Genomic DNA, 21530 nt, shown 5'->3' on the forward strand with positions numbered 1-21530 from the left:
TTCAAACACACAGGAATCACAGGATAGGTCAATCTGTACTATTCATGTCCAAAGAAATAATTCAGATTGTGTATTGCTGCGGGTAATACAGTCCGTATTGTTGCCGCTCATGGAAAACTGGAACGCTTTTCTCAAGCGCTACAAGCGCGAACACAATCTCAGCCAGCTCAAGCTGGCCGAACGCCTGGGCATGACTCAGGGCGGCGTAGGTCATTGGCTGCGTGGCACGCGGCAGCCGACGTTGGAAACCATCAACGAAAAGCTTGAAAAACTTGGGCTGGTGTTTCTGGAAGCCCAAGTCATGGTGGTGGAGCGCGAGATGGTGCGCGAATCACCTGGTCGCTATGCGGCCGACCAACCGGTTTCAGGCAAAGCGCTGCTCTATGCAAGCTTTCGCTTCCCAGTCCTGAGTTGGGCGGACTTGCAGGGGCCCTTGCCAGAAACAGGCAAAAGCCACGAACAGAGCGACTACATGCCTGCGGGTAATGCGTTCTGGCTGGTGGTAGAGAACGATTCGATGAATGCCGCCAGTGGCAAGAGCGTGCCTGAGGGTATGCGAGTGCTGGTGGATACCGGCCTGCCGGCAGAGCCAGGCAGGCTGGTCATTGCCCGGCAGCCGGGGCGGCCGGCGGTGTTGCGGCAGTTGATCGAGGAGGGCGGAGACAAGATGCTCAAGCCGCTGAATACGCGCTATCCGACTGTTCTCTGTGAAGAGGGTTGCGAGTTTCTGGGTGTGGTCGTGCGGGTGCACGGGGTGTTCTAGGGTTGGCGATTCGGGCGGGGCTGTCGGGTGCCAGGCGTGGTTGTTGTGGCGCGTTGCAGATCGGGCGCCGCCCGCGCGCGGCGCATCGCGGATGAATCCGCTCCTACAGACGTGTGCCAGGGCTGGCAACCATGGCGTAACCGGTTCGGCACGTTGCAACAAATGTAGGAGCGGATTTCATCCGCGATGCGCCGCGCGGGCGGCGCTCGATCTCACAGGCCCCACAAAACTCAAGCCAAGCGGCCGCGGTCACTCCGCCAATTCGACCAGCACCGTCCCTTCGCTGACCATGTCGCCTTCCTGGCAGAACAACGCCTGTACCGTGCCGCCATGCGGCGCTCGAATGCTGTGCTCCATCTTCATCGCCTCCAGCACCACCAGCGCCGTCCCCGCTTCCACCAGCTGTCCCGGCTCTACCAGCACGCGCACGATGCTGCCATTCATCGGCGCGCCCAAACCGCCCTGATGGCTGTGGCTGGCCTCGGCCTCGGCGATCGGGTCGAAAGCTTGCACCGCATGCATCTCGCCGCCCCAGTGCAGGTACAGTGTGCCACCCCGGCGGATCGCCAGATGCTGGCGACGCACACCGGCCTGGTCATGCACCAGTTGCTCGCCCAGCAGTTGCCAGGCGGGCGTGGCGCTGCGTTCCAGGGCAACCGCCTGATCCTGCCCGTTACTGGCCAGATGCAAGCTGCTGCGTGCCGGCAGGCCCAGGCGCAGGCCAGTGCGCTCGGCCCACGGCGAGCAGCGGTCGTCATCGCGCTGCTGCCCGGCCTGGCCTTGCAGCCAGGCCTCGGCCGCAGCTTCCCAGAAACCGGCCGGCAACGGCTGGGGCGCGGGCAGCAGGAGGTCCTGGTGACGCGGTATGAAGCCGGTGTCGAGCTCGGCCGCGGCAAATGCCGGGTGCGCGAGAATGCGCCGCAGGAAGGCGATGTTGGTCTTCAGCCCGCCAATGGCAAATTCATCGAGCATGGCCAGCAAGCGCAGGCGTGCCTGCTCGCGGTCTTCACCCCAGGCAATCAGCTTGCCCAGCATCGGGTCGTAGAATGGCGATACCGCATCGCCTTCGCTGACGCCGCTGTCCACCCGCCGGCCTTCGCCGGGCGCCGACTCACGGTACAGCGCCAGCGTGCCGGTGGCGGGCAGGAATTCGTTGGCCGGGTCCTCGGCATACAGGCGCACTTCGATGGCATGGCCGATCAGCGGCACCTGGTCCTGGGTGATCGGCAAGGGTTCACCGCAGGCCACGCGGATCTGCCAGGCCACCAGGTCGAGCCCGGTGATCGCCTCGGTAACCGGGTGCTCCACCTGCAGGCGGGTGTTCATCTCCATGAAGAAGAACTCGCCACGGGCGTCGAGCAGGAACTCGACGGTGCCGGCGCCGACATAGCCGATGGCCTGGGCCGCGCGGACCGCCGCCTCGCCCATGGCCCGGCGCAGTTCAGGCGACAGGCCAGGTGCCGGGGCTTCTTCAACCACCTTCTGGTGACGGCGCTGGATCGAGCAGTCACGCTCGTTGAGGTACAGGCAATTGCCGTGCTGGTCGGCGAACACCTGGATTTCCACGTGGCGCGGCTTGAGCACGTATTTTTCCACCAGCATGCGCGCATCGCCGAACGACGCTTGCGCTTCGCGCTGCGCCGAGGCCAGGGCGTCGGCCAACTGGCTTTCCTCCTCGACCACTTTCATGCCCTTGCCACCACCACCGGCGCTGGCCTTGAGCAGCACCGGGTAGCCGATGCGTTCGGCGGCGGCGCGGAAGGTGTCGAGGTCCTGGGCTTCGCCGTGGTAACCCGGCACCAACGGCACGCCAGCGGCTTCCATCAGCGCCTTGGCCGCCGACTTGCTGCCCATGGCATCGATGGCGCTGGCCGGTGGGCCGAGGAAGATCAGCCCGGCGTCTTCGATGGCACGGGCAAAGCCTGCGTTCTCCGACAGGAAGCCATAACCGGGGTGAATGGCCTGGGCGCCGCTGGCCTTGGCAGCGGCAAGAATCTTGTCGACCACCAGGTAGCTGTCGGCCGCCTTGCTGCCGCCGAGGTCGACGCGGATATCGGCTTCGCGGCTGTGTCGGGCGTCACGGTCGGTGGCGCTGTGCACGGCGACGGTGGTCAGGCCCATGGCCTTGGCGGTGCGCATTACCCGGCAGGCGATTTCGCCACGGTTGGCGACCAGCAGGGTGGTCAAAGCGGGGCGGCTCATGGGCGCGGCTCCTTCTTGTCATCGGTTTGCCAGGCAGGGCGGCGTTTTTCCAGGAAGGCGCGCAGGCCCTCCTGGCCTTCGGCGCTGACGCGGATGCGGGCGATGGTGTTTTCGCAGTAGCGGCGCAGGGCCGGGCTGAGTTCGCCGGCGTCCACTTCGCGCAGCAGGTCCTTGGTGGCGCGCAGCGCCTGCGGGCTGTTCTGCAGCAGGTTGGCGACCCAGGCTTCGACCTGGGCGTCCAGCTCGCTGGCCGGGTACACCTCGGCCAGCAGGCCCAGCTCGCGGGCCCGCACGCCACTGAAGCGTTCGGCGGTAAGGGCGTAGCGGCGTGCGGCACGCTCACCGATGGCCTTGACCACGAACGGGCTGATCACTGCCGGGGCCAGGCCGATGCGCACTTCCGACAGGCACAGCTGGGCGTCTTCGGCACCGATGGCCATGTCGCAGCAGCTGATCAGGCCCAGCGCGCCGCCAAAGGCCGCGCCTTGGACCACGGCCAGGGTCGGCACCTTGAGGCGGTGCAGGGCATACATCAGCTCGCCCAACTCGTGGGCATCGTCCAGGTTGGTGTTGAAGTCCAGCTGTGCCGACTGCTGCATCCAGGCCAGGTCGGCGCCGGCGCTGAAGTGCCGGCCACGGCCGCGCAGCAGCACAAAGCGCAGGCTGGCGTCTTCGGCCAGCTGGTCGAGGGCGACGATCAGTTCGCGGATCATCGAGGCGTTGAAGGCGTTGTTCTTGTCCTCGCGGCTCAGCCACAGGGTGGCGAAACCGCGCGGGTCGCGGATCACTTCGAGGGTGCTGAAATCGCTCATGGGTCACATCCGGAAAATGCCGAAGCGGCTCGGTTCGATCGCTGCGTTCAGCGCGGCCGACAACGCCAGGCCGAGCACGTCGCGAGTCTGGGCCGGGTCGATGACGCCGTCGTCCCACAGGCGGGCGCTGGAGTAGTAGGGGTGGCCCTGGTGCTCGTACTGGTCGAGGATCGGTTGCTTGAGCCGGGCTTCGTCTTCGGCGCTGAACGGCTGGCCACTGCGCTCGCTCTGCTCGCGCTTGACCTGGGCCAGCACGCCGGCGGCCTGCTCGGCGCCCATCACGCCGATCCGCGCGTTGGGCCACATCCACAGGAAGCGCGGGTCGTAGGCGCGGCCGCACATGCCGTAGTTGCCGGCACCGAAGCTGCCGCCAATGATCACGGTGAACTTCGGCACCTGGGCGCAGGCCACGGCGGTGACCAGCTTGGCGCCGTGCTTGGCGATGCCGCCTTCTTCGTACTTCTTGCCGACCATGAAACCGGTGATGTTCTGCAGGAACAGCAGCGGGATGCCGCGCTGGCAGGCCAGTTCGATGAAGTGTGCACCTTTTTGCGCGGCCTCGGCGAAGAGGATGCCGTTGTTGGCCAGGATCGCCACCGGGTAGCCGTGCAGGTGGGCGAAACCGCACACCAGGGTGGTGCCGAACAATGCCTTGAATTCATCGAACAGCGAACCGTCGACCAGCCGTGCGATCACCTCGCGCACGTCGAACGGCTGCTTGGCATCGGCCGGCACCACGCCGTACAGCTCCTCGGCGGCATACAGTGGCGCTACTGGCGCCTGGCGCTGCAACTGGCCCAGCTTGCGCCAGTTGAGGTTGGCCACGCTGCGCCGGGCCAGGGCCAGGGCGTGCTCGTCGTTGTCGGCATAGTGGTCGGCCACGCCGCTGGTGCGGCAGTGCACATCGGCGCCACCGAGGTCTTCGGCGCTCACCACTTCACCGGTGGCGGCCTTTACCAAAGGCGGGCCGGCGAGGAAGATGGTTGCCTGCTGGCGCACCATGATCGCTTCGTCGGCCATGGCTGGCACATAGGCACCGCCGGCGGTGCACGAGCCCATGACCACGGCAATCTGCGGGATGCCCAGCGCACTCATGTTGGCCTGGTTGAAGAAGATCCGCCCGAAGTGCTCACGGTCGGGGAACACTTCGTCCTGGCGCGGCAGGTTGGCGCCGCCGGAGTCCACCAGGTAGATGCACGGAAGGCGGTTCTGCAGGGCAATGGTCTGCGCGCGCAGGTGTTTCTTCACCGTCAGTGGGTAGTAGGAACCGCCTTTGACCGTGGCGTCGTTGGCCACGATCATGCATTCCACGCCCTCGACGCGGCCGATGCCGGCGATGACGCCGGCAGCCGGTACGTCTTCGCCATACACCTCATGGGCGGCCAGCTGGCCGATCTCGAGGAACGGCGAGCCGGGGTCCAGCAGGCGGTCGATGCGCTCGCGCGGCAGCAGCTTGCCGCGTGAGGTGTGGCGTTCCTGGGCCTTGGGCCCGCCGCCCTGGGCCACTTGGGCGAGCAGGCCACGCAGGGCCTGGACCTGTTCGAGCATGGCCGCGCTGTTGCCGGCGAACTCCGCCGAACGCGGGTTGATCTGGGTGTGCAAGGTAGCCATGTGCGCCCGTCCCTTGTGCTCAGCGGGTTTCGTTGAACAGTTCGCGGCCGATCAGCATCCGGCGGATTTCGCTGGTGCCGGCACCGATCTCGTACAGCTTGGCGTCGCGCAGCAGGCGGCCTGCCGGGAATTCGTTGATGTAGCCGTTGCCGCCAAGAATCTGGATCGCCTCCAGGGCCATCTGCGTGGCGCGCTCGGCGGTATACAGGATGACCCCGGCAGCGTCCTTGCGGGTGGTCTCGCCACGGTCGCAGGCCTGGGCCACGGCATACAGGTAGGCGCGGCTGGCGTTGAGCTGGGTATACATGTCGGCAATCTTGCCCTGGATCAGCTGGAACTCGCCGATGCTCTGGCCGAACTGCTTGCGGTCATGAATGTACGGCACCACCAGGTCCATGCAGCTTTGCATGATGCCGGTCGGCCCGCCCGACAGCACCACGCGTTCGTAATCCAGGCCGCTCATCAGCACGCGTACGCCGCCATTGAGCTGGCCGAGGATATTTTCTTCCGGCACTTCGACGCCGTCGAAGAACAGCTCGCAGGTATTGGAGCCGCGCATGCCCAGCTTGTCGAACTTGTTGCTGCGGCTGAAGCCTTTCCAGTCACGCTCGACGATGAACGCGGTGATGCCGTGCGCGCCCTTGTCCAGGTCGGTCTTGGCGTAGATCACGTAGGTGTTGGCGTCCGGGCCGTTGGTGATCCAGGTCTTGCTGCCGTTGAGCACGTAGTGGTCGCCGCGCTTTTCCGCGCGCAGCTTCATCGACACCACGTCGGAGCCGGCGTTGGGCTCGCTCATGGCCAGGGCGCCGATGTGCTCGCCGCTGATCAGCCTGGGCAGGTACTTGAGCTTCTGCGCGTGGCTGCCGTTGCGGTTGATCTGGTTGACGCAGAGGTTGGAGTGGGCGCCGTAGGACAATGCCACCGAGGCCGAGCCGCGGCTGATTTCTTCCATCGATACCACGTGGGCCAGGTAACCGAGGCCGGCGCCGCCATATTCTTCCGGTACGGTGATGCCCAGCAGGCCCATGTCACCGAACTTGCGCCACATGTCGGCGGGGAACAGGTTGTCGTGGTCGATTTGCGCGGCGCGTGGCGCCAGTTCGGCGGCGACGAAGGTGCGGACCTGGTCGCGGAGCATGTCGATGGTTTCGCCCAGGGCGAAGTTCAGGGTGGGGTAATGCATGCTGGGGCACCTTGTTGTTCTTGAAATAGGGGAAACACCCTGGCTCGGCGGCATGGCTGAGGGCCGGTGTCGTTCATCACCTTTACGTTAACGTAAACCTGCGTGCAGCCACTGTCAATCGACTCGTCACCTTTACGTAAACGTAAATCTGCGCCAGAGTATTCCCCGCTTGTTTCAGCCGTGCCCAGAACAACCACAAGAAGGGACACCCATGAGTCAACCAAGCTATACCCGTGGTCGCCAGGACCAACCGCTGCTGACCCTGACCATCGGCCAGGCGTTCGATGCCACCGTGGCCCGCTGCGCCGATGGCGAAGCCCTGGTATCACGCCACCAGGGCCTGCGCTACAGCTGGCGGCAGCTTGCCGAACAGGTCGAAGTGCATGCTCGTGCACTGATGGCGCTGGGGGTGAACACCGGCGACCGCGTCGGCATCTGGTCGCCCAACTGTGCCCAGTGGTGCATCCTGCAACTGGCCAGTGCCAAGGTCGGCGCGATTCTGGTGAATATCAACCCGGCCTATCGCGTGGGCGAGCTTGAATATGTATTGCGCCAGTCGGGCTGCTGCTGGCTGGTCTGTGCCGACGCTTTCAAGACATCCGATTACCACGCCATGGTCCGGCAACTGGTACCCGAGCTGGCCGGTGCCCTACCAGGTGAGCTGGCCAGTGCACGGCTGCCCGGCCTGCGTGGAGTGATCAGCCTGGCGGCCAACCCGCCTTCAGGCTTCCTGCCCTGGCATGCGCTGGCTGAGCGGGCAGGGCAGACCTCTCGCGAGGCTTGCGTTGCACGCCAGCAGAGCCTGCAGTTCGACCAACCGGTGAACATCCAGTACACCTCCGGCACCACTGGCGCGCCCAAGGGGGCCACGCTCAGCCACTACAACATCCTCAACAACGGCTTCATGGTCGGTGAAAGCCTGGGCCTGAGCGAACGTGACCGCATGGTGATCCCGGTGCCGCTGTACCACTGCTTCGGCATGGTCATGGCCAACCTCGGCTGCATTACCCACGGCAGCACCATGGTCTACCCCAACGATGCCTTCGACGCCGAACTCACCCTGCGCGCGGTGGCCGAGGAGCGTGCCAGCATCCTCTATGGCGTACCGACCATGTTCATTGCCCTGCTCGATCACCCGGTGCGGGCACAAGTGGACCTGTCCACCTTGCGCAGCGGCATCATGGCCGGCGCTACCTGCCCGATCGAGGTGATGCGCCGGGTCATCGACCAGTTGCACATGGCCGAAGTGCAGATTGCCTACGGCATGACCGAGACCAGCCCGGTGTCGCTGCAAACCGGCCCGGACGACGACCTGGAGCTGCGGGTGACCACCGTTGGCCGTACCCAGCCGCAACTGGAGAACAAGCTGGTGGACGCTGACGGCTGCATCGTCCCGCGCGGGCAGATCGGCGAACTGTGCACCCGTGGCTACAGCGTGATGCTTGGCTACTGGGACAACCCGCAGGCCACGGCGGACGCCATCGACCCGGCTGGCTGGATGCATTCGGGCGACCTGGCGGTGATGGACGAGCAGGGCTATGTGCGCATCGTCGGGCGCAACAAGGACATGATCATTCGCGGTGGCGAGAACATCTACCCGCGTGAGCTGGAAGAGTTCTTCTACACCCACCCGGCGGTGGCCGATGCGCAGGTGATCGGCATTCCGTGCAGCCGGTATGGCGAGGAGATCGTCGCCTGGATCAAGCTGCACCCGGGGCACCGTGCCACGGCTGAGGAGTTGCAGGCGTGGTGCAAGGCGCGCATTGCGCATTACAAGGTGCCGCGGCATATCCGCTTCGTCGACGAGTTCCCGATGACGGTGACCGGCAAGGTGCAGAAGTTCCGCATGCGCGAGATCAGTGTGGCGGAGATCTCGGCGGTTACTGCTGGTTGATGCGTTGGCTGTTCCGGCCCTTTCGCGGGCACGCCCTGTCAGCACAAGATCCTGGTCTACCCTTAAGCCTTCACCGGTGGCTCCTGGCTCGGCGGGTCGCCCACCGTCGGCGGCACGGTCGGCTTGATCGGCAGCTCGTCCGGGTCCTCCTCCGGCACGGGTGGCGGCAGGCTCGGGTCGTCGATGTTGGGGTCGGGTGTCTCCGGTGGAATGGGAATGTTCATGGCCTGACCTCGCGTGGGTAATTGAAGAGGTGCTGCAGGCTTCGACCCCTGGCAGCTGCCGTTCGCTCAATTTTTTTGAACCCCCGCGCCTGCGCATGGCTCTGAACCCTTACTGCCACCAGCCCAAGGGAGCAAGGCCTGATGTCTCTGAAAGAGCCCTTCGAAAGCGTGCCCATGGCCAATGACCACCCGGACCAGGTCATCAGCCTGTCCCAGGCCCTGCTGGCGCCGCGCATTGTCATCGAGGACACCCAGCCGGTGCTCGAAGGCGGCGCATTCGCAGCCAAGGCCATCAGCAACCAGCCGGTTGCGGTCAGCAGCAAGGTATTCAGCGACGGTCATGACCGCATGGCGGTGATGCTGAACTGGCGCCAGGCCGGCAGCCGCCGCATTCATTGCGTGCCGATGACCTCAGCGGGCAACGACCTGTGGCAGGCCGAGTTCATACCCACCGAAATCGGGCCGCACCTGTTCAGTATCGAGGCCTGGATCGACCCTTTTGCCACCTATTGCCACGACCTGGAGAAAAAATACCAGGCCGGTGTCGACATCAGGCTCGAGCTCGAAGAGGGGCGACTGCTGTTGGACAAGGGCATCGAGCTGAGCGGCGGTGCCTTGGGCGACCAATTGCAGGCACTCGCCGCCCGGCTGGCTACTCTCGATGACGACGAGCAGGTGGCCTTGTTCCTGGGCGCCGAGGCTACGCGGCTGATGGGCGAAGCCGAACACCGCAGCTACCTGACCCGCAGCATCGAATACCCGTTGGATGTGGACCGCCCGGCCGCACAGTTCGCCAGCTGGTATGAGCTGTTCCCGCGTTCCTGCACTGACAGCCCAGATCGTCACGGCACCTTCAACGACGTGCATCAGCGTTTGCCGATGATCCGCGACATGGGCTTCGATGTGCTGTATTTCCCGCCCATCCACCCGATTGGCAACAAGCACCGCAAGGGCCGCAACAATTCCCTGCAGGCGCAGCCCGGCGACCCCGGCAGCCCTTATGCCATCGGCAGTCCGGAGGGTGGCCACGACGCCATTCACCCGCAGCTGGGCAGCCGTGAGGACTTTCGCCGGCTGGTCTCGGCAGCCGCCCAGCACGGCCTGGAAATCGCCCTGGACTTCGCCATCCAGTGCTCCCAGGACCACCCGTGGCTGCAGGAACACCCCGGCTGGTTCAGCTGGCGCCCGGACGGCACCATTCGCTATGCGGAGAACCCGCCGAAGAAGTACCAGGACATCGTCAACGTCGATTTCTATGCCCCTGACGCAGTGCCAGGCCTGTGGCTGGCCCTGCGCGACGTGATCATCGGCTGGGTCGAGGAGGGCGTGAAGACCTTCCGCGTCGATAACCCGCACACCAAGCCGTTGCCGTTCTGGCAGTGGCTGATCGCCAATGTGCGCAGCCACTATCCGGATGTGATCTTCCTCGCCGAGGCGTTCACCAAGCCGGCGATGATGGCGCGCCTGGGCAAGGTCGGGTACGCGCAGAGCTACACCTATTTCACCTGGCGCAATACGAAGCAAGAGCTGCGCGAGTACTTCGAGCAGCTCAACCAGCCGCCCTGGAGCCAGTGCTACCGGCCCAACTTCTTCGTCAACACGCCAGACATCAACCCCTTCTTCCTGCAGCATTCCGGGCGCGCCGGCTTTCTCATCCGGGCCGCGTTGGCGACCATGGGCTCGGGCTTGTGGGGCATGTATTCGGGCTTCGAACTGTGCGAGGCGGCAGCCTTGCCGGGCAAGGAGGAGTACCTGGATTCGGAGAAGTACGAGATCCGCCCGCGCGATTACACCCAGCCGGGCAACATCATCGCCGAGATCGCCCAGCTCAACCGCATCCGCCGGCAGAACCCGGCGCTGCAAACCCACCTGGGCGTGGCGTTCTTCAACTGCTGGAACGACAACATCCTGTACTTCGCCAAGCGCACGCCGGAGCGCGACAACTACATCCTGATCGCCATCAGCCTCGATCCGCACAACGCACAGGAGGCGCACTTCGAATTGCCGCTGTGGGAGCTGGGCCTGGATGACAATGCCGAGACCCATGGCGAGGACTTGATGAACGGCCACCGCTGGTCCTGGTATGGCAAGACCCAGTTCATGCGTATCGAACCCTGGCACCTGCCGTTCGGGATCTGGCGTATCGACAAGGCCCGTTAGGGCTCGAGTGTCGGGGGCCGCGTTGCGGCCCATCGCCGGCAAGCCCGCTCCGACACGGAGCGGCGCCGGATTTGAACTCTGTACAGAAACCTGTGGGAGCCGGCTTGCCAGCGATGGCTGCACAGCAGCCGCAGAACCAGGCAACACGGTCCGCAGAAAAGAAAGGAGTCGCACATGGCCAAGCGTTCCCGCCCGGCAGCCTTCATCGACGACCCGCTGTGGTACAAGGACGCCGTCATCTACCAGCTGCACGTCAAGTCGTTCTTCGATTCGAACAACGACGGCATCGGCGACTTCGCCGGCCTGATCAGCAAGCTCGACTACATCGCCGAGCTGGGCGTCAACACCCTGTGGCTGCTGCCGTTCTACCCCTCGCCACGCCGCGACGACGGTTATGACATTGCCGAATACAAGGCCGTGCATGCCGACTACGGCAACCTCGCCGACGCCCGCCGCTTCATCGCCGAGGCGCACAAGCGCGGCCTGCGGGTGATCACCGAGCTGGTCATCAACCACACCAGCGACCAGCACCCTTGGTTCCAGCGCGCCCGCCACGCCAAGCGCGGCAGCAAGGCGCGGGACTTCTACGTCTGGTCGGATGACGACCAGAAGTACGACGGCACGCGCATCATCTTCCTCGATACCGAGAAATCCAACTGGACCTGGGACCCGGTCGCCGGGCAGTACTTCTGGCACCGTTTCTATTCGCACCAGCCTGACCTCAACTTCGACAACCCGCAGGTGCTCAAGGCGGTGATCGGCGTCATGCGCTTCTGGCTCGACCTGGGGGTCGATGGCCTGCGCCTGGACGCCATCCCCTACCTGATCGAGCGCGACGGCACCAACAACGAGAACCTTGCGGAAACCCACACTGTGCTCAAGGCGATCCGCGCCGAGATCGACGCCAACTACCCGGACCGCATGCTGTTGGCCGAAGCCAACCAGTGGCCGGAAGACACCCGCCCATACTTCGGTGAAGGTGAGGGCGACGAATGCCACATGGCCTTCCACTTCCCGCTGATGCCGCGCATGTACATGGCGCTGGCCATGGAAGACCGCTTCCCGATCACCGACATCCTGCGCCAGACCCCGGAGATTCCGGCCAATTGCCAGTGGGCGATCTTTTTGCGCAACCACGATGAACTGACCCTGGAAATGGTCACCGACCGCGAGCGCGACTACCTGTGGAACTACTACGCCGAGGACCGCCGCGCGCGTATCAACCTGGGTATCCGCCGGCGCCTGGCGCCGCTGTTGCAGCGTGACCGCCGGCGGATCGAGCTGCTCACCAGCCTGCTGCTGTCGATGCCCGGCACGCCCACGCTGTACTACGGCGATGAGCTGGGCATGGGCGACAACATCTACCTCGGCGACCGGGATGGCGTGCGCACCCCCATGCAATGGTCGCCGGACCGCAATGGCGGGTTCTCCCGTGCCGACCCGCAGCGCCTGGTGCTGCCACCGATCATGGACCCGCTGTACGGCTACCAGACGGTCAACGTCGAGGCCCAGGCCAACGACCCGCACTCGTTGCTCAACTGGACCCGGCGCATGCTGGCGGTGCGCAAGCAGCAGAAGGCCTTTGGCCGTGGCAGCCTGCGCACGCTGACGCCGAACAACCGGCGCATCCTCGCCTATATCCGCGAATACACCGATGCCGACGGTAATACCGAGGTCATCCTGTGCGTGGCCAACGTCTCCCGTGCCGCGCAGGCGGCCGAACTGGAATTGTCACAGTACGCCGACAAAGTACCAGTGGAGATGCTCGGTGGCAGCGCCTTCCCGCCGATCGGGCAACTGCCGTTCCTGCTGACCTTGCCGCCCTATGCCTTCTACTGGTTCCTGCTGGCTGAGCACGACCGCATGCCGAGCTGGCACATCCAGCCCACCGAGGGGTTACCCGAATTGACCACGCTAGTGTTGCGCAAGCGCATGGAAGAGCTGCTCGATGCCCCTTCCAGCGATACCCTGCAAGGCGCCATCCTGCCGCAGTACCTGCCCAAGCGGCGCTGGTTCGCCGGCAAGGAAAGCCCGATCGACCAGGTACGGCTGTGCTACGGCGTGCGTTTCGGCACGGCCACCAGCCCGGTGCTGCTCAGCGAAATCGAAGTGTCCAGCGACGGCGTGGGCAGCCGCTACCAGCTGCCGTTCGGCCTGTTGCGAGAAGAACAGATCAGCACCGCGTTGCCCCAGCAACTGGCCCTGTCGCGGGTGCGGCGTGCCCACCAGGTCGGGCTGATCACCGATGCCTTCGTCCTCGAACCGTTCATTCGCGCGGTGCTGCGGGCCTGCCAGGATGGCCTGCAACTGCCCTGCGGCCGTGGCGAGGGCGAACTGCGCTTCCAGTGCACGGAACAGTTGGCCGGGCTGGGCCTGAACGAGGAAAGCACCGTGCGCTATCTCAGTGCCGAGCAGTCCAACAGTTCGGTGGTGATCGGCGACCAGGTGGTGCTCAAGCTGATCCGCCGGGTCAACCCGGGGGTGCACCCGGAGCTGGAAATGAGTGCATACCTGACCGCTGCCGGGTTTGCCAATATCTCGCCGTTGCTGGCCTGGGTCAGCCGTGTGGACGAGCAAGGCGCGCCACACCTGCTGATGATTGCCCAGGGCTACCTGAGCAACCAGGGCGATGCCTGGGCCTGGACCCAGAACACCCTGGAACGGGCCATCCGCGACCAGATGGAGCCTGCCAGCCTCGACACCGAGGTGCACACCGACGCGCTGGCCGAGCTGACCGGCTTTGCCGCCTTGCTTGGCCAGCGCCTGGGCGAGATGCACCTGTTGCTGGCGGCGCCGAGCAACGACGAGGCCTTCCAGCCGCGGCCGAGCGATGCTGCCGACAGTGAACGCTGGAGCGCGCAGATCACTGCCGAACTGAGCCGCGCCCTCGACCTGCTGGTGCAGCACCGTGACCACCTCGACAGCGACAGCCAGGCATTGGTCGACGACCTGCAACAGCAGCGCGACGGCCTGGCCCAGCACATTGCCGAGCTCACCCGCCAGGCCCAGGGTGGCCTGCTGATGCGCGTGCACGGCGACCTGCACCTGGGCCAGGTGCTGGTGGTGCAGGGCGATGCCTACCTGATCGATTTCGAAGGTGAACCGGCCCGGCCGCTGCAAGAACGGCGGGCGAAACACAGCCCGTACAAGGATGTCAGCGGCGTGCTGCGATCGTTCGACTATGCTGCTGCCATGATCCTGCGCAGCGCGTCTGCGGTGGACCTTTCCGACCCGGCGCGGCAGGCCCGGCAGCGGGTTGCCCGGCAGTACCTGCACCAGTCGCGGCATGCCTTTGTCGAAGCCTATGGCCTGGCCACGGCGGCCATGCCCCATGCCTGGCAGCAGGCCGAAGGCGAACGTGCCGCACTGGAACTGTTCTGCCTGGAAAAAGCTGCCTACGAAATCACATACGAAGCCGAAAACCGTCCAAGTTGGCTGGCCGTGCCTTTGCATGGCCTGCATGGACTGATCAGTACCTGGGGAGAGTCAGAATGAACCTAACAACGCGTGAAAACGGCGGCCTTCGGCAACGGGACCTCGACGCCCTGGCCCGCGCCGAGCACGCCGACCCATTTGCGGTACTCGGCCCCCATGGCGACGGTACTGGCGGGCAGGTGATCCGCGCCTACCTGCCCAATGCCCTGAATGTGCGCATTCTGGCCCGGCATGACGGGCGCATCCTCGCCGAAATGGAGCAGGGCAGCCTGCCTGGGTTGTTCAGCGCGCACCTCGACGAGGCACACCCGTACCTGCTGCAGATCGCCTGGGCCGGTGGCGAGCAGATTACCGAAGACCCCTACAGCTTCGGCCCGCAACTGGGCGACATGGACCTGTACCTGTTCGCCGAGGGTAATCATCGCGACCTGTCCGGGCGTTTCGGCGCCCAGCCGACGCGGGTCGATGGCGTCGACGGTGTGTGCTTCTCGGTGTGGGCCCCCAATGCACGCCGGGTCTCGGTGGTGGGCGACTTCAACAACTGGGACGGCCGTCGCCACCCCATGCGCCTGCGCCACAGCGCCGGGGTGTGGGAACTGTTCGTGCCGCGCCTGGGTGTGGGTGAAACCTACAAGTACGAGGTGCTGGGCAAGGACGGCATCCTGCCGCTGAAGGCCGACCCGCTGGCGCGTGCCACCGAGCTGCCGCCGAGTACCGCGTCCAAGGTGGCGGGGGCGCTCAGTCACGCCTGGCAGGACCACGACTGGATGGCGCAACGTGCGCAGCGCCACGCCTACAGTGCGCCGCTGTCGATCTACGAACTGCACCCGGGGTCGTGGCGCTGCGAACTGGACGAGGCAGGCGACGTCGGGCGCTTTTACAACTGGCGCGAACTGGCCGAACGCCTGGTGCCCTACGTGCAGGAACTGGGCTTCACCCACATCGAACTGCTGCCGATCATGGAGCACCCGTTCGGTGGTTCCTGGGGTTACCAGCCGCTGTCGCTGTTCGCGCCTACCTCGCGCTACGGCACCGCCGAGGACTTCGCCGCCTTCGTCGATGCCTGCCACCAGGGCGGCATCGGCGTCCTGCTCGATTGGGTGCCGGCGCATTTCCCCACCGACGAACACGGCCTGGCACGTTTCGACGGCACTGCCCTGTACGAATACGACAACCCGCTGGAAGGCTACCACCAGGACTGGAACACGCTGATCTACAACCTCGGCCGCAACGAAGTGCGCGGTTTCATGATGGCCTCGGCGCTGCACTGGCTGAAGCACTTCCACATCGACGGCCTGCGGGTCGATGCGGTGGCCTCGATGCTGTACCGCGACTATTCGCGCAAGGCTGGCGAATGGGTACCCAACCGCCATGGCGGGCGCGAGAACCTGGAGGCCATAGACTTCATCCGCCACCTCAACGGCGTGGCAGCCCACGAAGCACCGGGGGCGCTGATCATCGCCGAGGAATCAACCGCCTGGCCTGGTGTCAGCCAGCCAACCCAACAGGGTGGCCTGGGCTTTGCCTACAAGTGGAACATGGGCTGGATGCACGACACCTTGCATTACATCCAGAACGACCCGGTGCACCGCACCTACCACCACAACGAGATGAGCTTCGGCCTGATCTATGCCTATTCCGAGCACTTCATCCTGCCCATCTCCCATGACGAAGTGGTGCACGGCAAGCATTCGCTGATCGACAAGATGCCCGGCGACCGCTGGCAGAAGTTCGCCAACCTGCGTGCCTACCTCACCTTCATGTGGGCGCACCCGGGCAAGAAGCTGCTGTTCATGGGCTGCGAGTTCGGCCAATGGCGCGAGTGGGACCACGACAGCGAGCTGGACTGGTACCTGTTGCAGTACCCGGAGCACCAGGGTGTGCAGCGCCTGGTCAGCGACCTCAACCGCCTGTACCGGGATGTGCCTGCGCTGCATGAGCAGGATTGCCAGCCGCAGGGCTTCCAGTGGCTGATCGGCGATGATGCGCAGAACAGCGTGTACGCCTGGCTGCGCTGGAGCAGCAGTGGCGAACCGGTGCTGGTGGTGGCCAACTTCACCCCGGTGCCGCGTGAGGGGTACCGCATTGGCGTGCCGTTTGGCGAGCGCTGGCAGGAACTGCTGAACAGTGATGCCGAGCTGTATGCCGGGTCGAATGTGGGCAACCTGGGTGTGGTGGAAAGTGACGAGATAGCCAGCCATGGCCAGCCGCAGTCACTGGCACTGAACCTGCCGCCGCTTGGGGTATTGATCATGAAACCCGCCTGATGTGTTGCTTGTACTGGCCTCTTCGCGGGTAAACCCGCTCCCACAGGTATTGCACAAGCTTCAGACCCTGTGCTGTCCTTGTGGGAGCGGGTTCACCCGCGAATGGGCCGAACCTGCCTACCACCGCATCCGCACCCCAAGGCTGCCAATCAATCCGTTGAGGTCATTGTCATCCACGTCACTGCTGTAGTCGGCACTGACAAACAACGCCACCGCCGGCGTCACCCGCGCCACCAGCCCCAGGCCCAGTTCCACCGTGGTCGAATAGCGTGAGCTGGAGATCTTGTCGACCTGGTCCAGCTTCACCTCATTGGCATTGCTGAAGTCATACCACACGTTAGTGCGCACATAGGGCTCGATCGGCATGCCGCGCACATCGTAGCGCCCGGACAAGCGGGCACCGACCCGTCCACTCCAGTTCGGCTGGCTGTCGAAGGCCTGCAAAGTCTCTTCCTGGGCCTGGTTGCCAGGGAAGAACTGCTGGTTGATCAACTGCGCCTGCGGTTCGATCACCCAACCGCCCCCCAGGCCGATGGGAATGCCACCTTCCAGGGAGAGGGTCATGGCATGGCCGCTGTCATCCAGGCGCTGGCCATTGGCACTGCGGCCGTTGATGTCTATGCGCGAACCCATGGCCACGGCATCCAGGTGCCAGCCCTGTTCATGGGTCATGCTCCAGTAGACACCCAGGCTCTCGCCGCTCAGGTTCACCGCGTTGCGCTGTTTGTCGCCCAGCAGCCGGCGCATGCCGTTGAAGTGCGTCTGCAGGTTGTTCTGCCCCACGAAGATGCCCGCACGGTGCACATTGCCCGCTGCCGTTTCGCGCACGAACAGGTCCGGGCCGATCGTCAACTGCTGGCTGGGCGCCTCCAGCTGGTCCGGTGGCTGCGCGCCGCTGCGGGCGGGGCCGGGGAAGAACTGCGCCCACTGGCTGGCACCCGGGTCCGCTACGGCCAGCCCATGGCGCTCGCTGATCTTTTGCGAGAACGCATTCAGGGTACCGATACTCAAGCCACTGGCGCTGACCGGGTCGAGCGATAGCTGCGGTGGCGCGAGTTGCTGCAGGAAGCTGGGCGAAGTGGGGTCATCCTGCAGTTCGTACGCGATCGTTTCCACCGGGGTTGCCAGAAGCAGCGACGTGGAAACCGCATAGAAAATGCTGTCGAAGCGCGAGGGGTTCGAGGTGCTTTTCATGGCGGATCTCCTTGGTTTTTTGGGGTACAGCCTGGGACCTGGCCTGAGGTCACGAGCTGTACCGAAAAAACAGTGGGCGACCCAAACCAGCACGCCAGCTTTCGCGGACGCGCACGAAGGCGCGAGCTAGAGGGCCCGGCGCGAGATATTCAGTGTTAGACAAGATCAGCTAAGGAGAGGCCGCCGCTTGCGTCAAGAAAGCGTGAAAAAAGCATAGGTGTCGCGTGATCTTGATCAACGCTTTGATTTTATTGAATAAAATCTGCGGCATAGCCGGGTTCGCTATTTGCCGTCCCTGCACTATGAAAAATGATTGCTAAAGCCTGACTTCCACTGCCAGGGGCAGGTGATCCGACAGGTGCGACCAAGGTTTGTGCCCCAGAATACGCGGGCCATGGCTTTCCGCGTTGCGCAGGTAGATGCGGTCCAGGCGCAGCAGTGGCAAGCGCGCAGGGTAGGTACGGGCGAGGTGGCCGTGATGGCGCTCGAAGGCCTCGTGCAGGTCGCGCTGCAGGCCCAGGGTGCGGTTGCCGTGGGATTTCCAGTCGTTGAAGTCACCGGCGATGATCACCGGGGCGTCGCCGGGTAATGATTCAAGCAGTCTGCGCAGCAGTTGCAGCTGTTTCTGGCGGTGGCTTTCCAGCAGCGACAGGTGCACGCAGATGGCGTGCACGCTGTGCTGCCCGGGGACGTCGAGAATGCAATGCAGCAGGCCGCGGCGTTCGGGGCCGGTGATCGACACGTCGAGGTTGCGGTGTTCGATGATCGGGTATTTGGAAAGCAGGGCATTGCCATGGTGGCCGTCGGGGTAGACCGCATTGCGACCGTAGGCAAAGTCGCTCCACATGCTGTCGGCAAGGAACTCGTACTGGGACGTCTGCGGCCAGCCGGGGTAGCGTGCAGCGTGGCGATCATGGCTGCCGAGCACTTCCTGGAGGAAGACGATATCCGCCTGGGTGCTGCGCACCGCCTCGCGCAGCTCCGGCAGGATGAAGCGCCGGTTGAAGGCGGTGAAGCCCTTGTGGGTATTCACCGTCAGCACCCGCAGGCGCTTCACGGCCGGGGCCTGGTTGACGCTGGCGAAACCTTTACCGCCGGCTTCGGGGTTCACGGTGGCTCCTCAGGTACGGTTTACACGCTCCAACATAAAAGACCCATGCCAGCGGTTCAGGTTCACTCCTCGTCGCGCTGCAACACCATCAGCAACAACGACCGCCCCTTGACCTCGAAGGTGCTGTCGAACTGCAGGTGCTGGCCCTTGCGCAGTTCCGGCCGGTCGGTATCGACCAGGCAGCTCCAGTAATCCCCTTCAGGCACGCTCGGCAGTTTGAACGGCACGATGTCATGGTGAGCGTTGACGATCAGCAGCACGGTGGCCTCGGCGCCTGGCCGGGCGATGCCGCTGACCTGGGCACGGCCATCGATCAGCATGCCCAGGCAGCGCCCGTGCGGGTCTTCCCACTGCTCCACGCTCATCTCGTTGCCGTCTGGTGCCAGCCAGGTCACGTCCTTGACCCCGATGGCTTCATTGTAGTCACCCACCAGGAAGCGCGAACGGCGCAATACCGGGTAAGTGAGGCGCAGCCGGGTCAGGCGCTTGACGAACTTCAGCAACTCCTGGCCTTCCTGGTCCAGCTCCCAGTTCACCCAGCCGATTTCGCTGTCCTGGCAGTAGGCATTGTTGTTGCCGTGCTGGGTACGGCTGAACTCGTCGCCGGCGACGATCATCGGCGTGCCCTGGGCGAACAGCAAGGTGGCGAAGTAATTGCGCATCTGCCGCATGCGCAGGGCATTGATCCCCGGGTCCTGGGTAGGCCCCTCGACGCCACAGTTCCACGACAGGTTGTTGTCGGTGCCGTCCTGGTTGTTCTCGTCGTTGTCTTCGTTGTGCTTCTCGTTGTACGAGACCAGGTCGCGCAAGGTGAAACCGTCATGGGCGGTGATGAAGTTCACCGACGCGTACGGCCGTCGGCCACGGTTGTTGAACATGTCGCCGGAGGCGGTCATGCGCGCGGCAAAGTCGGCCAGCTGACCCTCGTCACCTTTCCAGAAGGCCCGCATGGTGTCGCGGAAGCGGTCGTTCCACTCTGCCCAGCCCGGGGCGAAATTGCCCACCTGGTAGCCGCCCGGGCCGCAGTCCCAGGGCTCGGCGATCAGCTTGACCTGGCGCAGCAGCGGGTCCTGGCGGCAGGCGACCAGGAAGCTGTGACGCTCGCTGTAGCCTTCGTGGTAGCGGCCGAGGATGGTGGCCAGGTCGAAGCGGAAGCCGTCCACATGCATCTCGCCGGCCCAGTAGCGCAGCGAATCGGTGACCAGCTGCAGCACGCAGGGGTGGCTGAGGTCCAGCGTGTTGCCGGTGCCGGAGTCATTGATGTAGTAGCGCTTCTGCTCGGGCATCAGCCGGTAGTACGAGGCGTTGTCGATACCGCGCATCGATAGCGTGGGCCCCAGCTCGTTGCCCTCTGCGGTGTGGTTGTAGACCACGTCGAGAATCACTTCCAGCCCGGCGTCGTGCAGGTGCGCGACCATTTCCTTGAACTCGGCGATCTTGCCGCTGGCCAGGTAGGCCGGGTGGGGGGCGAAGAAGGCGATGGTGTTGTAGCCCCAGTAGTTGTTCAGGCCTTTCTGCAGCAGGTGCTGGTCGTTGACGAAGGCATGGATCGGCAGCAGCTCGATGCTGGATACCCCCAGCTCCTTGATGTGCCCGAGCAGCTCGTCGTTGGCCAGGCCGCCGAAGGTGCCGCGCAGGTGTTCCGGCACAGCGGGGTGGCGCATGCTGATGCCCTTGGTGTGGGCCTCGTAGATGATGGTGCGCTCCCAGGGGATCTGCACCCGCTCATCGCGGCCCCAGGTGAAGGCCGGGTCGATGACCTTGCACTTGGGCACGAACGGCGCACTGTCCCGTTCATCGAACGACAGGTCGCCGTCGGGGTGGCCGATGGTATAGCCGAACAGCGCTTCGGACCACTTCAGCGCGCCGACCAGTTGTTTGGCGTAAGGGTCGATCAGCAGCTTGTTGGGGTTGAAGCGATGGCCGTTCTCCGGCTCGTACGGGCCGTGCACGCGATAGCCGTAGATCAGCCCAGGGTGCGCGTCGGGCAGGTAACCGTGATAGATCTCGTCGGTGTATTCCGGTAGCTCGATGCGTTCGATTTCCTTTTCACCGGTCGGGTCGAACAGGCACAGCTCGACCTTGGTGGCGTTGGCCGAGAACAGGGCGAAGTTGACGCCCAGGCCGTCCCAGGTGGCGCCGAGGGGGAAGGGCAGGCCTTCGCGGATGCGCGAGGGAGCAACGGAGCGGGTTTTCTTGGGCGTGCGCGGGCTCATGACGGTCCTCGAATGGCCGGGTGTTGGAAACGGAACGATGGATGGCGGGGCCGGCCTTTCGCGGGCACGCCCGCTCCCACAGGGATCTCCCCAACCGCTAGCCGGTACAGGCTCGTGGCAGCGGGCTTACCGCGAAAGGGCCGGTAGCGGCTCAGCCGGCAGTGGGCTTCTTCACCGCACGTGGTTTCTTCGCCGCAGCCGGCTTGACACCCGGCAGCGCCGCTACCTTGGGCTCGGCGGGCGCCTTGGGCGCTGCCGCTGCTTTCGGCTTGGCCGCTACCTTGGCTTTGCCGGCCGCCTTGGGCTTGGCCTCGGGGGCCAATGCCTCGGCTTCGGCAAGCTTGCGCGCCATGTCCCAATGGCGGCTTTCCTGGCCCTCCGGTTTCCCCTCCGATTCCCAGATCTGGTAGGCGAATTCGCGTACACGTTTTTCATCGACACTCATCACGACGCTCCTG

Annotated in this window: 14 protein-coding genes; 5 read left to right on the forward strand and 9 right to left on the reverse strand. The window is 64.7% G+C overall.

The genetic code is table 11. The features are described from left to right. Positions 1–109 precede the first annotated feature (109 nt). Positions 110–763, forward strand: a complete 654-nt coding sequence (locus HU760_RS09415; protein ID WP_186674703.1) for a LexA family protein — start codon at positions 110–112, stop codon at positions 761–763. 249 nt (positions 764–1012) lie between these two features. Here the strand turns inward: HU760_RS09415 and HU760_RS09420 are convergent, their stop codons facing one another. The 4 genes from HU760_RS09420 to HU760_RS09435 are packed head-to-tail and all read right to left on the reverse strand — an operon-like array spanning position 1013 to position 6571. After that, positions 1013–2965: an acetyl/propionyl/methylcrotonyl-CoA carboxylase subunit alpha gene (locus HU760_RS09420; protein ID WP_186674702.1), complete on the reverse strand. Its 1953-nt coding sequence runs from the start codon at positions 2963–2965 to the stop codon at positions 1013–1015. Then, positions 2962–3777 (reverse strand): gamma-carboxygeranoyl-CoA hydratase, encoded by an 816-nt coding sequence (locus HU760_RS09425; protein WP_186674701.1) that lies wholly within the window; start codon positions 3775–3777, stop codon positions 2962–2964. Before HU760_RS09425 ends, HU760_RS09420 begins: the two co-directional genes overlap by 4 nt. 3 nt (positions 3778–3780) lie before the next feature. Beyond that, positions 3781–5388: a carboxyl transferase domain-containing protein gene (locus HU760_RS09430; RefSeq protein WP_186674700.1), complete on the reverse strand. Its 1608-nt coding sequence runs from the start codon at positions 5386–5388 to the stop codon at positions 3781–3783. 19 nt (positions 5389–5407) lie between these two features. Further along, on the reverse strand, positions 5408–6571 hold the full coding sequence (locus HU760_RS09435) for an isovaleryl-CoA dehydrogenase (RefSeq protein WP_186674699.1): 1164 nt from the start codon (positions 6569–6571) through the stop codon (positions 5408–5410). A gap of 211 nt (positions 6572–6782) precedes the next feature. On the opposite strand from HU760_RS09435, the gene HU760_RS09440 reads away from it, so the two are divergent. After that, positions 6783–8465, forward strand: a complete 1683-nt coding sequence (locus tag HU760_RS09440; RefSeq protein WP_186674698.1) for an AMP-binding protein — start codon at positions 6783–6785, stop codon at positions 8463–8465. A gap of 62 nt (positions 8466–8527) precedes the next feature. On the opposite strand, the gene HU760_RS09445 is transcribed toward HU760_RS09440, so the two are convergent. Further along, positions 8528–8689, reverse strand: a complete 162-nt coding sequence (locus HU760_RS09445) for a hypothetical protein (protein ID WP_003251307.1) — start codon at positions 8687–8689, stop codon at positions 8528–8530. A gap of 141 nt (positions 8690–8830) precedes the next feature. Between HU760_RS09445 and HU760_RS09450 the strand changes: the two genes are divergently transcribed. From HU760_RS09450 to glgB, 3 genes are all read left to right on the forward strand, one after another. After that, positions 8831–10849 carry an alpha-1,4-glucan--maltose-1-phosphate maltosyltransferase gene (locus tag HU760_RS09450; RefSeq protein ID WP_186674697.1) on the forward strand — a complete coding sequence of 673 codons (2019 nt, stop codon included), beginning with the start codon at positions 8831–8833 and terminating at the stop codon, positions 10847–10849. A gap of 174 nt (positions 10850–11023) precedes the next feature. Continuing rightward, positions 11024–14344: a maltose alpha-D-glucosyltransferase gene (gene treS, locus HU760_RS09455; protein ID WP_186674696.1), complete on the forward strand. Its 3321-nt coding sequence runs from the start codon at positions 11024–11026 to the stop codon at positions 14342–14344. After that, positions 14341–16551 (forward strand): 1,4-alpha-glucan branching protein GlgB, encoded by a 2211-nt coding sequence (gene glgB / locus HU760_RS09460; protein ID WP_186674695.1) that lies wholly within the window; start codon positions 14341–14343, stop codon positions 16549–16551. Before treS ends, glgB begins: the two co-directional genes overlap by 4 nt. Before the next feature lie 117 nt (positions 16552–16668). Here the strand turns inward: glgB and HU760_RS09465 are convergent, their stop codons facing one another. The 4 genes from HU760_RS09465 to HU760_RS09480 form a co-directional block, all read right to left on the reverse strand. Beyond that, positions 16669–17745, reverse strand: coding sequence for an autotransporter domain-containing protein (locus HU760_RS09465; RefSeq protein ID WP_186674694.1), 1077 nt, complete (start codon positions 17743–17745; stop codon positions 16669–16671). A 316-nt stretch (positions 17746–18061) separates the two neighbouring features. Then, complete coding sequence (locus HU760_RS09470; protein WP_186674693.1) at positions 18062–18856, reverse strand: endonuclease/exonuclease/phosphatase family protein; 795 nt, start codon at positions 18854–18856, stop codon at positions 18062–18064. A gap of 62 nt (positions 18857–18918) precedes the next feature. Further along, positions 18919–21072, reverse strand: a complete 2154-nt coding sequence (glgX, locus tag HU760_RS09475) for a glycogen debranching protein GlgX (RefSeq protein WP_186674692.1) — start codon at positions 21070–21072, stop codon at positions 18919–18921. A 151-nt stretch (positions 21073–21223) separates the two neighbouring features. Next, positions 21224–21520: a DUF2934 domain-containing protein gene (locus tag HU760_RS09480; RefSeq protein WP_170030637.1), complete on the reverse strand. Its 297-nt coding sequence runs from the start codon at positions 21518–21520 to the stop codon at positions 21224–21226. Positions 21521–21530 lie beyond the last annotated feature (10 nt).

This window comes from Pseudomonas oryzicola, assembly GCF_014269185.2.
GTDB lineage: Bacteria > Pseudomonadota > Gammaproteobacteria > Pseudomonadales > Pseudomonadaceae > Aquipseudomonas > Aquipseudomonas oryzicola.

What these genes read in the sequence shown, in the direction of transcription:
- HU760_RS09415 (WP_186674703.1), top strand. Translation starts at nt 110, where the DNA reads ATGGAAAACTGGAACGCTTTTCTCAAGCGCTACAAGCGCGAACACAAT.
- HU760_RS09420 (WP_186674702.1), bottom strand. Translation starts at nt 2,965, where the DNA reads ATGAGCCGCCCCGCTTTGACCACCCTGCTGGTCGCCAACCGTGGCGAA.
- HU760_RS09425 (WP_186674701.1), bottom strand. Translation starts at nt 3,777, where the DNA reads ATGAGCGATTTCAGCACCCTCGAAGTGATCCGCGACCCGCGCGGTTTC.
- HU760_RS09430 (WP_186674700.1), bottom strand. Translation starts at nt 5,388, where the DNA reads ATGGCTACCTTGCACACCCAGATCAACCCGCGTTCGGCGGAGTTCGCC.
- HU760_RS09435 (WP_186674699.1), bottom strand. Translation starts at nt 6,571, where the DNA reads ATGCATTACCCCACCCTGAACTTCGCCCTGGGCGAAACCATCGACATG.
- HU760_RS09440 (WP_186674698.1), top strand. Translation starts at nt 6,783, where the DNA reads ATGAGTCAACCAAGCTATACCCGTGGTCGCCAGGACCAACCGCTGCTG.
- HU760_RS09445 (WP_003251307.1), bottom strand. Translation starts at nt 8,689, where the DNA reads ATGAACATTCCCATTCCACCGGAGACACCCGACCCCAACATCGACGAC.
- HU760_RS09450 (WP_186674697.1), top strand. Translation starts at nt 8,831, where the DNA reads ATGTCTCTGAAAGAGCCCTTCGAAAGCGTGCCCATGGCCAATGACCAC.
- treS (WP_186674696.1), top strand. Translation starts at nt 11,024, where the DNA reads ATGGCCAAGCGTTCCCGCCCGGCAGCCTTCATCGACGACCCGCTGTGG.
- glgB (WP_186674695.1), top strand. Translation starts at nt 14,341, where the DNA reads ATGAACCTAACAACGCGTGAAAACGGCGGCCTTCGGCAACGGGACCTC.
- HU760_RS09465 (WP_186674694.1), bottom strand. Translation starts at nt 17,745, where the DNA reads ATGAAAAGCACCTCGAACCCCTCGCGCTTCGACAGCATTTTCTATGCG.
- glgX (WP_186674692.1), bottom strand. Translation starts at nt 21,072, where the DNA reads ATGAGCCCGCGCACGCCCAAGAAAACCCGCTCCGTTGCTCCCTCGCGC.